The organism is Kineosporia sp. NBRC 101731 (assembly GCF_030269305.1).
Taxonomy (GTDB): domain Bacteria; phylum Actinomycetota; class Actinomycetes; order Actinomycetales; family Kineosporiaceae; genus Kineosporia.
This window is the reverse complement of the sequence record NZ_BSTC01000001.1, coordinates 189,120-202,085: the sequence shown is the minus strand read 5'-3', so window position 1 is coordinate 202,085 and position 12,966 is coordinate 189,120. Positions and strand designations below refer to the sequence as shown.

12 protein-coding genes and 3 pseudogenes are annotated in these 12,966 nt (G+C 67.7%); 6 read left to right on the top strand and 9 right to left on the bottom strand.

The genetic code is table 11. From position 1 onward, the window contains the following. Positions 1 to 81: 81 nt before the first annotated feature. On the bottom strand, positions 82 to 681 hold the full coding sequence (locus QSK05_RS00900; protein WP_285592867.1) for an SMI1/KNR4 family protein: 600 nt from the start codon (positions 679 to 681) through the stop codon (positions 82 to 84). Between the two features lie 196 nt (positions 682 to 877). Between QSK05_RS00900 and QSK05_RS00895 the strand changes: the two genes are divergently transcribed. Continuing rightward, on the top strand, positions 878 to 1,996 hold the full coding sequence (locus QSK05_RS00895; RefSeq protein ID WP_285592865.1) for a calcium-binding protein: 1,119 nt from the start codon (positions 878 to 880) through the stop codon (positions 1,994 to 1,996). A gap of 49 nt (positions 1,997 to 2,045) precedes the next feature. Here QSK05_RS00895 and QSK05_RS00890 read toward each other — a convergent pair. After that, positions 2,046 to 2,342: pseudogene (locus tag QSK05_RS00890) on the bottom strand (SDR family NAD(P)-dependent oxidoreductase); the annotation flags it as partial. 2 nt (positions 2,343 to 2,344) lie between these two features. Between QSK05_RS00890 and QSK05_RS00885 the strand changes: the two are divergent. Both QSK05_RS00885 and QSK05_RS00880 read left to right on the top strand, forming a co-directional pair. Beyond that, positions 2,345 to 2,770: pseudogene (locus QSK05_RS00885) on the top strand (TetR family transcriptional regulator C-terminal domain-containing protein); the annotation flags it as partial. Between the two features lie 43 nt (positions 2,771 to 2,813). Further along, entirely contained in the window at positions 2,814 to 3,569 is a 756-nt protein-coding gene (locus QSK05_RS00880) for a MerR family transcriptional regulator (protein WP_285592861.1), read from the top strand. A 69-nt stretch (positions 3,570 to 3,638) separates the two neighbouring features. Here the strand turns inward: QSK05_RS00880 and QSK05_RS00875 are convergent, their stop codons facing one another. The 3 genes from QSK05_RS00875 to QSK05_RS00865 all read right to left on the bottom strand — a co-directional run bounded on the left by QSK05_RS00875 (position 3,639) and on the right by QSK05_RS00865 (position 5,764). After that, a complete protein-coding gene (locus tag QSK05_RS00875) occupies positions 3,639 to 4,490 on the bottom strand; it encodes a CPBP family intramembrane glutamic endopeptidase (protein ID WP_285592859.1) in 852 nt (283 codons plus the stop codon). A gap of 121 nt (positions 4,491 to 4,611) precedes the next feature. Further along, positions 4,612 to 5,277: a response regulator gene (locus tag QSK05_RS00870; RefSeq protein WP_285592857.1), complete on the bottom strand. Its 666-nt coding sequence runs from the start codon at positions 5,275 to 5,277 to the stop codon at positions 4,612 to 4,614. 82 nt (positions 5,278 to 5,359) lie between these two features. After that, complete coding sequence (locus tag QSK05_RS00865; protein WP_285592856.1) at positions 5,360 to 5,764, bottom strand: winged helix-turn-helix transcriptional regulator; 405 nt, start codon at positions 5,762 to 5,764, stop codon at positions 5,360 to 5,362. 93 nt (positions 5,765 to 5,857) lie between these two features. Between QSK05_RS00865 and QSK05_RS00860 the strand changes: the two genes are divergently transcribed. Next, a complete protein-coding gene (locus QSK05_RS00860; RefSeq protein WP_285592853.1) occupies positions 5,858 to 6,712 on the top strand; it encodes an SDR family oxidoreductase in 855 nt (284 codons plus the stop codon). 86 nt (positions 6,713 to 6,798) lie between these two features. Here the strand turns inward: QSK05_RS00860 and QSK05_RS00855 are convergent. The 4 genes and pseudogenes from QSK05_RS00855 to QSK05_RS00840 all read right to left on the bottom strand — a co-directional run. Further along, positions 6,799 to 7,053: pseudogene (locus QSK05_RS00855) on the bottom strand (hypothetical protein); the annotation flags it as partial. An 83-nt stretch (positions 7,054 to 7,136) separates the two neighbouring features. Continuing rightward, entirely contained in the window at positions 7,137 to 7,292 is a 156-nt protein-coding gene (locus QSK05_RS00850) for a hypothetical protein (protein WP_285592850.1), read from the bottom strand. A 434-nt stretch (positions 7,293 to 7,726) separates the two neighbouring features. Further along, entirely contained in the window at positions 7,727 to 9,850 is a 2,124-nt protein-coding gene (locus tag QSK05_RS00845; RefSeq protein WP_285592848.1) for an ArnT family glycosyltransferase, read from the bottom strand. A gap of 100 nt (positions 9,851 to 9,950) precedes the next feature. After that, the gene (locus tag QSK05_RS00840; RefSeq protein WP_285592846.1) at positions 9,951 to 10,949 is read right to left on the bottom strand and encodes an FAD:protein FMN transferase; all 999 of its coding nucleotides are present in this window, start codon (positions 10,947 to 10,949) and stop codon (positions 9,951 to 9,953) included. Positions 10,950 to 11,252: 303 nt separating this feature from the next. Here QSK05_RS00840 and QSK05_RS00835 point away from each other — a divergent pair, with 303 nt between their 5' ends. Both QSK05_RS00835 and QSK05_RS00830 read left to right on the top strand, forming a co-directional pair. Continuing rightward, positions 11,253 to 11,789, top strand: coding sequence for a DMT family transporter (locus QSK05_RS00835; RefSeq protein WP_285592844.1), 537 nt, complete (start codon positions 11,253 to 11,255; stop codon positions 11,787 to 11,789). A gap of 96 nt (positions 11,790 to 11,885) precedes the next feature. Continuing rightward, on the top strand, positions 11,886 to 12,965 hold the full coding sequence (locus QSK05_RS00830; protein WP_285592842.1) for a COX15/CtaA family protein: 1,080 nt from the start codon (positions 11,886 to 11,888) through the stop codon (positions 12,963 to 12,965). Position 12,966 lies beyond the last annotated feature (1 nt).

Here is a 12,966-nt window from a genome sequence, read left to right as displayed (position 1 = left end):
GCCAGCACGGCAAAGACGCTCGGCGACCTACTGACCTGTTGTTTGCAAGCAGACATGGCGAGCACCATAACGACCGAACGCTCACTTCTCGTCCACCACCTCGTCGAAGTACTCCGCCATGAGCACGGCGAAGTTCTCGTACGGTTCCGGGTCCCCGGCGGATCCGGGCCCCCACTGGTACGCGGTCCACTCTGAATCGGCATCGCCGGTCGGAGGTTTCAAGAGCCAGTAGTCGCCGGCGCCCCCGTCGGCATACCCGATGAGCAGGCTGGTCCTGAGTACGGCGGCTTCCTCCTCGTCGTAGACCTCGAGCCAGATCTCCAGGAGTTCGGGTTCGGCGTCACGAAGCCAGTCGATCTTCTCGAGCGGCCATACATCTTCCCCGTACCGTCCGGCGTCGGTCCAGCCGTTGCTGACCAGGTAGAAGTTCCGGAACCGCGGGGGGAGGGAACAGCCCAGACGTGCTTCGGCCAGGGCCATATCGCTCTCGCTGCACGGGTCGGTGCCCATCCAGGCTTTCTCCACGACCTCGGGGCTGAACCGCGGAACAGTGACGAAGCCGAGCTCGGTGGTGGGGTCGAACCGGTCGACGGTCTGCCGCGAGGAGGCCAGCACTCTCCGGCTGAACTCGGTGAGGAAGACCTGCCACTCCTCGACCGTGAGTGGCTGCTGATCCGGCATGGGTGCTCCCAGGTGGTCTGCGGACTGTCACGAGCTCTGGTGTTCACGGGCGCGGTCCGATTCACAGTTCATCAAAGGTTCTGTGCGGTCCCGGCGGCTCCCAGAAGCGGTACCCTCTGTTGGTATTCGTCCAACATTGTTGCGGCGAATCCCCTCTTGCCTGCCTTCTGGGCTTGCTCTCCTGGAGAACCTCCACATGGCTCTGCGTCGCCGCCCCCGCCAGCTGGTGAGCCTCGGGGCTGTCGCCTCGCTCCTGGGAATCGGGATGGCGGCCATCGGTCTGGGGGAGAGCGCGGGTGCTGCCCCCGCGAGCACCGTTACTGCCCCCGCCACCGCTCGGGTGTACTACTTCACGCGTGGAGCCGACCGGATCGGCTATCGCCTCGATTACAAAGCGTCGCCGGGTCAGCGGAACGACCTCACCGTCACGAGCGAGAAGTCCGGTGGCGGGAAAACTTTCACGTACACCTACGACGACATTGTGGAGATCTCGGCGGGGCCTGGCTGTGCCTACCCCGACGCGACCGACCACACCCGCGTCACCTGCACGATCGACGACTACGACGCGAATCTGTATCGCGACGAGCCGATCTCGTACACAGTGACTCGTCTGTACGACCAGGACGACACGGTGACCTTCTCGAACCCGGCCGGGACGCGCGTCATCAATCAGTTCGTTCTTGGCAATGGCAACGACACCCTCCGCACGAAGAGCAGCGACCTCTATTTCGCCACCACGGTCTGGGGTGGCCCCGGTGAAGACATCATCACCGGCCACAACGGCCCGATCCTTGAGGGCGGCGAGGGCAACGACGTCGTGCGGGCGATCGGTAAGGGCACGTCTGCCAGCGGGAACGAGGGCGACGACACGATCACCGGCGGCGTGGGTGCCCAGGTCTTGCGCGGTGACGCCGGCAATGACGTCATCCACGGTGGCAGCGGCAATGACAGCGTCTACGGCGACGAGGGCAACAACAAGCTGTACGGGGACGCCGGTAACGACATCGTGATGGGCGGCAACGGCAAAGACCTGGTCTACGGAGGTGCCGGTAACGACGGCGTCCTGGGCGAGGGCGGCAACGACAAGGTGTACGGCGGCGCGGGCAACGATCGGCTCAGCGGCAGCTCGGGCAACGATGTGCTGTACGGCGACGCGGGCGACGACCGGCTCGAGGGCGGCATCGCCAGCGACAAGCTCTACGGCAACTCGGGTGTGGACAAGCTGTTCGGGCAGGCCGGGAACGACTGGCTGTACGGCGGGCTGGGCAAGGACGTCCTCAACGGCGGGGCTGGGAAGAACACGCTGAAGAACTGAGAGGCAGGGGCCGTCCCGTCGGAATTCGGCGGAAACGACCCCTGGCGTCTCAGATCTGGTTCTCGCCGCCGTCGACGTAGAGGTTCGAGCCGATCACGAAGCTGCTGTCCGCCGAGGCCAGGAAGGCTACGGCGGCGGCGACCTCGTCCGGGCGACCGATGCGCCCGATCGGGAGACCAGCACCCTGGCTCGCCTTGAAGCCGGCCGCGTTCTCCTCGCCGACCAGCTCATTGATGCCGGTGGTGTCGATCGGGCCGGGGGAGACAGCGTTGACACGGATGTTCCGGCCTGCCAGCTCATGGGCCCAGACCCGCGCGAAGGTCCGCAGAGCGGCCTTGGACGCGGAGGCTGTTTCTCAAAGCGCTGCAGCGCTATACGGTCGGCCCCGCGGCCTACTCGTTCGAGTCCCTGCGCCAGCCGACCGCCCGGCAGGTGGCCACCATGTTTCTCGCCGGGTCGGTCCGCTCGAGCACCTGGCCTGGCGGACCCGCCGGCTGTATGGGCGTGCAGGGTGCACTGAGCACCGGTGAAGCGGGACGAGTCGTCCGCGACACCTTGGCGGTGTGGCGGGACGGAGGTCGCGCGGCCCTTGTCGACCGCTTCCGGCAGGCCGTGGACGAAGGTGATCTACCCCCGACCTCCGACCCCGAAGTGCTGGCCCGTTACGTCATGACCGTGGCCAACGGCATCGCGGTCCAGGCCGCGGGCGGTGCCACCCGCGAAGAACTGCAGCAGGTGGCCGACGCCGCACTGAGGAGCTGGCCGCCCGCCTGACGTAGTTGACATTGACGCAACGTCAACTCCTACCGTGGTTCTCGTGACGGCGGAATGGTCCATCCAGGAAGTGGCCCGGCTGACCGGCGCGACGAGTCGCACCCTGCGGCACTACGGCGACGTCGGGCTGCTCGTGCCCAGCCGGACCGCGAGCAATGGGCAGCGCTGGTACGACCAGCAGGGGCTGGTCAGATTGCAGCGGATTCTGCTGCTGCGGGAGCACGGGGTGGGGCTGCCGGCGATCAAAGAAGCTCTGGACGGGGCGTCCGACCCGGTGAAGGCCCTGCGTGAGCATCTGGAAATGCTTGCGCAGGAACAGGATCGCATTGGGCGTCAGGTGCGGTCGATTCGCACGACCATTCGCAAGCTCGAGGGAGGGGAGACGCTCATGGCCGAGGAAGTGCTGGACGGGTTCGACCACACGCAGTACCGGGACGAGGTCACGCAGCAGTGGGGGCCGGAGGCCTACGAGAAGGGCGACCGGTGGTGGAGGTCGCTCGACGACGGGCAGAAGGCGTCGTTCCGGAGGCAGATGCTCGACATCGCCAGGGATTTCGCCCGGGCCCACGACGATCAGGAAGCAGTGGACGGGGTGGTCGCCCAGGAGGTTGCCCGCCGGCAGGTCGAGTGGCTGAGGATCACGGCTGAGCCGAGCCGGGACTACATCATCGGGATCGGCGAGATGTACGTGGCCGATCCACGTTTCGCGAAGAACTACGCGCCGCCCGGGGCGGATGCGACGCCGTACGCGGAGTACGTGCGGGATGCGCTGAGGGCCTATGCGGAGCGGAACCTGTAGACAAAACGCTGCGGTGGCATCTCGGCCCGCAGGCAGTGATGCCACCGTGAGCGGTGTGGAGCGGGAGGGTCAGACGGCGGCGAGTTCCTGGGCCTCGGTCTTCGAGAGGGCCCTCATCTTCCGCACGAAGTGGAGGGTGAGGGCGCTGCAGACCAGCACCGCGAAGACGGTGGCCTCGGGGCCGAAGTCGCCGCCGGAGATCAGGGTCGGGCCGTCGAGCACGCTGTGGAAGAGGCCGCCACCGCTGTTGCTGGAGCCGGAGACCGTGGTGCCGAAGATGCCGGACTCAGCGAAGTTCCAGCCGAAGTGCAGACCGATCGGCAGCCACAGCGAGCGGGTCACGGCATAGCAGGCGGCCAGCATCAGACCACCCTGGATCGCGATGGCCAGGGCGCCCCAGAAGGCGGTCGGGTCGTTGATCAGGTGCAGACCACCGAAGACCACGGCCGAGCCGATCATCGCGCCGAGGGTGCCGGTCATCTGCTCCAGCAGGCGGAAGAGAATGCCGCGGAAGATGATCTCCTCGATCACGGCGACGGCGGCCATCAGGCCGGCGGTGGCGAAGACCGAGAAGAATGAACCCCAGCTCAGCGAGTCGTAGCCGCCGAAGATCGTGATCAGCAGCATCACCACGCAGAACATGCCCAGGCCGAGCAGGGTGCCGCGGCGCAGGGCAGCGACGTCGACCGCGGCGAGCTCGGTGGCCTCTCGGTGCTCGACCTTCCGGATCACCCAGCGGTAGAGCCACACCTCGGCGACCGCGGCGGCGACTCCCAGCACCAGGGTCAGCAGCGACAGGAGCGGGTTGCCCTGGTTGACCATCGCGGCGAGCGGGCCGATGAAGGCCGCGTTCACGGCCAGGAAGCCGATGGCCAGAACGACCAGACGGACGGGGGTCTGACGAAGCTGCTGAGCGAACATCGGGAGCCTCCTGCTAGGTGTCGGTCGCGGCCTCCGGGCCACACCAAGAACCTAGATTTCAGAAGCTTCCCGGTCGTCACGCCACAGAGCGCACCTGGAGTAGCTCTCGTGGGGGACGCCTCTACGAGGCCGAGCTCACCAGCCCGTTGCGGTGCGAGAACACCACGGCCTGCACCCGGTCGCGCAGGTCGAGTTTGGTCAGGATGCGTGAGACATGGGTCTTCACGGTCTCCCGGCTGACCACCATGGCCTCGGCGATCTCCACGTTGGACATACCCTCGGCGATCAGCTTCAGCACCTCGATCTCGCGTGGGGTCAGAGCCTTCAGCGCATCCGGCCCGGCAGCGGTGGGCCGCAGCCGCTCGCCGAACTTTCCCACCAGGCGCCGCGTGATGGCCGGGGCCAGCAGCGACTCCCCCGAAGCGATGACCCGGATCCCGTTCAACAGCTCGCTGGGCGGAGCATCTTTCAGCAAGAACCCGCTGGCCCCCGCCCGCAACGCCTCGTAGACGTACTCGTCCAGCTGGAACGTGGTCACGACCAGTACCTTCGCCGGATTCTCGATCCCCGGGCCGGCCAGCTCGCGGGTGGCGCTGATGCCGTCGAGCACGGGCATCCGCACGTCCATCACCACGACATCAGGCTTCAGCTCCAGCGCCAGGTTCACGGCGGCGCGACCGTCACCGGCCTCCCCCACGACCTCCATGTCTGGCTGTGCCGACAGGATCGTCGCGTAGCCCGTCCTCACCAGTTCTTGGTCGTCCGCCACCAGCACGCGCAGGGTCACGAGAAGCGAGAGTATCGGTCACCTGGTGGACGCCCGCCTGCGTCGGTCTGTGTCAGTCGGCATCGGTCTGTGTTGGTCGGGGTCAGGCGGGGCGGGGCCGCCCCGACCCGTCGTAGCGCTCACGGGCATTCGCGACCAGAGACAGGTTCTCGTCGGCCCAGGTGCCGAGAACGCCGAAAGCCGGGCTGAGGGACATACCCAGCTCGGTGATCGAGTACTCGACCCGAGGCGGTACCTCCGGGAACTGCTCACGGGTGACCAACCCGTCGCGTTCCAGCTGACGGAGCCGCTGGGTGAGCACCTTCGGCGTCACCCCCGTCAGCCGGTCACGGATCTCGTTGAACCGCAACGGTCCCTCGTGGTGCAGCGACCACAGGAGCGGGGTGGTCCACCGGCTGAAGATCATTTCGACCACCGGGGTGATCGGGCAGGGATCGAACCCGTCGGTGCCGCTACCGAAGGGGCGCTCGATCGAAGGCGTGGTCATGCCCAATAGTATCCCTGAGGAACCTAATATCCTCAGGCTATTAACGTGGTTTTCAGCGCCTCACCGGGAGGCTCTGCGAACCGAAGGACCACCATGAGCATCGCTCTCACCGGCGCCACCGGAGCCCTGGGCTCTCTCGTCGTCGACGCCCTCCTCACCCGGGGCACCCCCGCGTCCGACATCGTCGCCCTGGTGCGCGACGCCGACCGGGCGAAAGCGCTCGCCGACCTGGGTGTGGGCGTGCGCGTCGCCCCGTACGGCGACGTTCCTGCCCTGGCCCGCGCCCTCGACGGTGTCGACCGGCTGCTCCTGATCTCGGGCCCCGAGTCCGGCGAACGTGTGTCCCTGCACGGTTCGGTCGTCACCGCGGCGCAGCAGGCCGGAGTCGGTTTCATCGCCTACACCTCGGCGCCGCACGCCGACGACACCGTGCTGCTGGTCGCGCCCGACCACGCGGCGACCGAAAACCTGATCCGGGCTTCGGGTCTGGCCTACTCGATTCTGCGCAACAACTGGTATCACGAGAACTACGGGGCTCACCTGAAGAACGCCGAGGCGACCGGAAAGCTGTTCAGCAGCGCCGGTACCGGACGGGTCGCCTCGGCCTCCCGCGCCGACTACGCGCAGGCCGCAGCGATCGTGCTGGCCGGCGGCGATCACGACGGACGCGTCTACGAGCTCTCCGGCGATGTGGCCTGGACCTTCGCCGACCTCGCGAGTGTGATGGGTGAGGTCCTGGGCCGTCCGGTCGAGCTCGTGCCGCTCGACCGGGAATCGCACACCGCCGCCCTCACGGCCGCCGGTATCGACCCGCGGTTCGTCGGGTTCCTCACCCAGCTCGACGCCGACATTGCCGAGGGTGCCCTCGCTGAGGCCACCGCCGACCTGTCCAGGCTCATCGGCCGGCCGACGACGCCCCTGATCGAGGGTCTACGCCAGCTTCGTTAGAACTCGCTTCGCCTGGAAGCCCGGGTGCCCACCCCGCGAAGCGAGCTCAGCATCGTCCCCCTCTGGCTGGGCTACGCGGCGAGGTCGAAGGCCAACGGGAAACCGGTCTGGAAGATCACCACGGCGAACCCGGCGATGCCCCAGAGGGCATTGGTGGTGCCGTAACTCAGACCGATGTCGGCGCCGATGGCGAAGTCGGCCAGATAGGCGATGCCGCCCAGGGCCGAGACGGCAAACACCCCGGTGCTCCAGCGGCGATAGCTGCGGGGAGCGAATCGGAGGGTGTAGTCCTCCAGCGTTTCGTGCGTGGCGCTTGCGACGTCGGCCGGTGTGCTCGTCATGACCCACTCCTGCACATCGGGGGCGAAGGGTGAGTCTTGACGTAAATGCTCACTGTTACGCAGGAATGGCGCCGGGTAACTGATTAGTTCTCGCTGCGGAGTTTGTTCTCCAGCCAGTGCCGGGGCTCGGTGCCGAGCTTCCCGATCACCTTGTCGGTGCCCAGCCAGGCGATCTGCCCCATCGCGATCGCGCCGCTGATCATGATGCCCGTGTAGACGATCTGCTCCAGCGTGCCCACGATTCTCCCTGGCGTCTCGGCAAGCGGTTGAACGCGAGTGAGGCTACGGCATGAATAACGTCGGGCGCCTCATGCCTTTCGGCTGTCTTTTGATCCGGAAGGTTTGATCCGGTGCTCAGTGACAATGTTTTCGGCCGACTTCGGGAAAGATCATCTTTTGCGACGGCTGGCCTACTGCTGCCCAGGTCAGAGGCGCTTCGGGGTCGAGAGTCCGGGGCCTGTCCGGGTCGCTTCAAAGGGTGAGTGAACTGACGTTAAAGGGGGGACGCAGATCACGTCGGGCGTCAGACGGTTCCCTTTCGGGCGGGCCCGGGTATTCGTGCCAGAAATCGTTCCGGAACCGTTCAAGAACGTTTCAAAGGGCGGACCGTGCATGATCACAGCCGGATAACTGTTCGCGATCATGCACGGTCCGCCCTGAGGGGGCGAGCCGGTCAGCTGGTGGAGGTCGCCGAGGTCGCCGACTGGGTGAGGTCGTAGACCGTGGTGCCGTCGATCGTGGTCGTGGCGTAGTTAGCCTCGACCCACTCGGTGATCTCCGTCGCGGCGTCACTGCCGCTGGAGCTGCTGCCGCTCATCGTGCTGCCGGGGATGAAGTAGTGGATCTTCCCTGCGGCCACGTAGGCCTTGAACTCGTCGAGCGTCGGTGCCGGGTCGGTGCCGTTGAAGCCACCGATTGCCATCACCGGCTCTTCGCTGGCCAGCTGGTAGCCGGAGGCGTTGTTCGATCCGACCGTGGCCGCGACCCAGGTGTAGTCGTCGGCGTTGGCCTGCAGCGCCGCCACCATCTCGTCGCTCGGGGTGGTGGCGTTGAGCAGACCGCCCATACCGCCGCCGCCCATACCGCCGCCGAAGCCGCCCTGACCCTGGGTGGTGGTGCCGCCCGGGGACTGGCCCTGGGTGGTGCCACCCGTGCCACCGGGGGCCTGGGTGGCGCCGCCCTGGGTCTGGCCGCCCGGGCCACCCGTTCCGCCACCGCCGCCCCGCATGCCGCCTCCGCCGCCCATGCCACCCATCCCGGTACTCGGACCGGCCGTGGGGATCGACCCGGTGTGGGCCGTGGCCGCTGTGTTCAGCGAGTACGCGGTCGGTCCGAGCAGGCCCGAGATCAGGGCGAGAGCGCCGATACCGAGCATGACGCGCTTGCGGGTGACGCCCTGCAGCCGGACGGCGAGCCAGCTGGAGGCCGCCAGACCCGCGGTCGCGAGCAGGCCGGTGATCAGCACGACCACGCGGATCCACGGGTGCCAGTCGGAGCTGTTGGCCAGGAGTGTGTACGACCACAGCGCGGTGACCAGCACGGTGCCGGCCAGGGCGAAGGTGCCGATGACCGAGCGGGTCTTCCAGAGCGCGGCCGTGCCGATGCCGACGAGGGCGGCGATGGCCGGGGCCAGGGCCACGGTGTAGTAGGAGTGGAAGATGCCCTGCATCAGGCTGAAGGTCAGGAAGGTGATGACCAGCCAGCCGCCCCAGACGATGAACTGGGCGCGAACGGCGCTGGTGCGCGGCAGTTTCCGGGTGGCGATCAGACCGGTGACGAGCAGGATGAACGCGGCCGGCATCAGCCAGCCGATCTGGCTGGAGAACTCGGAGGTGAAGAGCCGGGTGATGCCGGTCTCGCCCCAGTTGCCGTTGCTGCCGACGCTTCCGGTCTCGTTACCGGTGAGCCGGCCCAGACCGTTGTAGCCGAAGGTGAGTTCCAGGATCGAGTTGTTCTGCGAGCCACCGATGTACGGACGCGAGTCGGCGGGCCACAGTTCGACGGCAGCGATCCACCAGCCGGCCGAGACGATCATCGCGGCGAAAGCGGCCAGCAGGTGGCCGATCCGCTTGAGGAAGGTGGTCGGTGCGGCCCACAGGTAGGTTAGGCCCAGGGCCGGCACCACGAGCAGGGCCTGCAACTGCTTGGTCAGGAAGCCCAGGCCGATCATCACGCCGGCCAGGAGCAGCCAGCGCATCTTCGCGTGCTCGACGGCGCGCAGCACGAAGTAGACGCTGGCGATCATCAGGAGCACGAGCAGGGCGTCCGGGTTGTTGAACCGGAACATCAGCGTGGCCACCGGCGTGGTGGCGAGCACGGCCCCGGCGAGTAGCCCGGCCCCGGCCCCGAAGTGGCGCCGGACGATGGTGAAGAGCAGGCCGACCGAGGCCACACCCATCACGGCCTGGGGGAGCAGGATGCTCCACGAGCTCAGGCCGAAGATCCGCACCGCCAGGGCCATCGGCCACAGCGCCAGCGGCGGCTTGTCCACCGTGATCGCGTTCGCGGCGTCGGAGGAGCCGAAGAAGAACGCCTCCCAGCTCTTCGACCCGGCCTGCACGGCGGCGGAGTAGAAGGAGTTCGCCCAGCCGGACGCGCCCAGGCCCCACATGTAGAGGAAGGCCGTGGAGACGAGCAGGGCGAGGAGGGCCGGGCGGACCCAGGCTGGGTCCTGCTCCCGGCCACGGACGATGCGCCGGCCCAGGCCGCGGGTGCCCTGGGCGCTGTCGGCCCGGCTCGGGGGAGGCGGATCGGTCTGGGGCCCGGAGCCGGTCTGGCTGTCCAGGGTGGCTGTCATCGGTTTTCCTTCGTGGTCTGTCGGGAGGTCTGTCGGGAGGTCTGTCGGGCGGTCTGTCGGGCGGGGAAGAGTTCTAGAACGCTGGGGAGTTTTTGCATGATCACGACGGGTTGGGGGGCGTTGTGTGCGCGGCCCAGTTGCCGGAGAGCAGCTCGTCGTCAGCCACCGTGATCAGCCGGGCGGGCACCCAGAGCTGGGTGAGCCAGGAGCGGGCCCGGGTGCCGCGCACCAGCGAGGCGGTGGAGTAGGTCGAGGCCTCGAGGCAGGTGAAGCCGATGGCGCTGACCATGCGCCACACCGGCAGGGGCATCTCGCCGGTGTGGGGGTCGATCAGGTGGGTCACCCGGGCGTCGCGGTGCCGCTCGGGAAGAACCGCGATCCGGGACGTGCTCAGAGCCGCGCCGGCGGGCAGGTGGATCTGCGTGGTGAGGTCGCCGTCGCGGTCTTCGATCAGCACTCTCCAGCCCTGTTCCGGGGCCGGGCCGGCCGAGGCGACGTTGCCGCCGAGCCGCACCAGCACCCCGGCGTCGACGCGCTCGCGCACCCGGGCGGCCGCCATGTCGCAGACGGCGGCCTTGGCGGTGGCGCTCAGGTCGAGCGTGGTGCCGGCCGGGACCTGGAGCTTGCGACCCTCCAGCCGGACCTGCTCCCAGCCCGCCGCGGGGCGGCCGCCGGTCGGGCGGGAACCGCAGACCGGCAGGTGGGAGCGGTCCCGACCGACCGAGCCGACCGCGTTCATCGCCGCACCCACGGTGGGGTCGATGTCGCCGTCGGTGCGCATCGCCACGGCCAGGGAGGCTGCGACCAGTTCGGCGAGCAGCGGGCTGACCGTCACCGGACTGCCCCCGGCCCGGTACAGCTTGTGCAGTTCGGCGTCGGAACGGAAGCGGGCGGCGGCCTTCTCGGCGGCCGCGATCTGACGGGAGACGATGCGGCGGGCCACGGTCAGGGCGGCCGGGTCGTCGACGGTGACGGACGCGGTGGTTCCCCAGGCGGGCCAGGCCACCGTGGTGGCGGCTGCGCGGTGGCCGGCGACGAGCGGCTGCTCGGGCAGGTGGTTCCGGCGCAGCCCAGGCACGACGATGTCGGTGATGGCCATGGCTCCTCCTGGAGTTCCTCGGGTGATCCGGTTATGAAGAATCCTCGGGGCGGGAGCTGGGGTGATCGGCAAGGAAGTCTGAAAGCCTGCTGTGCGAATTACTTATGTGACTGCTGTGAAAACTGTGAAAGTGCTGTGACGCGGACATCGGGTAGACGGATGACGGTGCCACATCGTCCCTTCGTGGAATGTCCTTCGGATCAAGGGAATCTCGATGCATTGAAATCGGGTTCGCCTACTCCGCAGTCAATTTCGCTATACAGTTCAAGCTGTTGATCAAGCGGGCGGATGTGGGGGAATGTCGTGGCGTGGCTGGCTCTGGCGGGAGCTATCGTTCTGGAGATCATGGCGACGATCAGCCTGAAAACGGCTGATGGATTCACCCGGTTCTGGCCGAGTGTGATCGTCGTGGTGGGGTACATCGGCTGTTTCAGTCTTCTTGGCTTTGCGTTGAAAACCCTTGATGTGGGCCTGGTCTACGCACTCTGGTCAGCTGTGGGCACGGCGGCCATCACGCTTCTCGCGGTGGTGATGTTCGGTGAGACGATCACCCTGCCGCGCATCGGCGGACTGCTGCTGATCATTCTCGGGGTGATCGTGGTCAATCTCAGCGGCGGGGAGGCACACGCTGTGGGCGGGACGAAAGTGTCCACCGCCCCGGCACCCGTTCCGCCGGTTCCCCAGCAGCGGGTTCAGGGGCCGGAATCCGGTGAGGTTCCCATGCTCACCCCACGCAGCGGCCTGATTCCCCGGCAGATGCGACCCCGGCACGACATGAAGACCGATCCGGATTCCGACCTGGCACCAGTCTTTCCCGATCTCCGCCGGCCCGAGATCTGACCTTCGTCCCGGAACGCTCCGCTGTTCGTCCCGACCTGTCTCTCCTCGGGCGGACCTACGGTGGATCACGCTGCGCGACATGACAGACTCGGACCCATGCGTACGCCGTTCGGCCTGCTCGAGCCCTTCATCCGGCTGAATCCTCGGGCGGTGCGCTGGGCCACCACGTTCGCCCTGGTCTGCAGCATCGGGATCATCCTGACCGGCGGTATCGTCCGGCTGACCGGCTCCGGCCTGGGCTGCACGACCTGGCCCAAGTGCACAGAAGACTCCCTGGTCGTGCCCGCCGAGATGGGTATCCACGGAGCCATCGAGTTCACCAACCGCCTGCTGACCTTCGTCATCTCGGTGGCGGTGGGGCTGGCGATCATCACGGCGCGGTTCCAGAAGGTGCCGAACCGCTGGCTGGTGCGCACCACCTGGTCGCAGTTCTTCATCATCGTGCTGAACGCCGTGCTCGGCGGGATCACGGTGTGGACGGGCCTGAACCCGTACCTGGTGGCCGTGCACTTCTGCGCCGCCACGCTGCTGCTGACCACGACGGCGCTGAGCTACGACTTCGCCCACAGCCACGCCTTCGAGGCGTGGAACCGGCGCACGGTCAGCGGCTCCGGCCCGCGGTACGGGCGGCGGGCGGTGCTCACCCAGAACGACGTTCCGAGCACGTCGCAGGCCGCCGACGGCACCGTGGTGCTTCCGGGGCCGGCACTCGACCCGACGCGTCCGATGCGCACGAAACTGGCCTGGGCCCTGGTCGTCGTGGCCGGGTTCCTGGTGGTGGCGGGCACACTGACCACCGGCTCCGGCCCGCACCCGGGTGACTCCAGCGAGGTGCACCGCATCCAGATCGACTGGGCCGCCATGGCCTGGATCCACGGGCTGCTGGGCGTGCTGGTGCTCGGGCTGGCCGCGGTCTGCGCCGTCGCCGCGCATCGCGCCGGAGACCGCAAGACCTTGCAGCGTGGGCTGATCCTGCTCGGGGTGCTGGTCGCGCAGATGATGGTCGGCCTCTACCAGAGCCTCGACGGCCTGCCCTGGGTGGTGGTGGTCATCCACATGGGCGGCGCCGCCCTGACCTGGGTCGGCGTGCTGCGTGTCCTGCTCGCCACCATCCACCCCGACCCGGTGACCTCCGCACCGCAGGCGACCGAGGCGTCCTCTGTTACTGCTGTTTGAC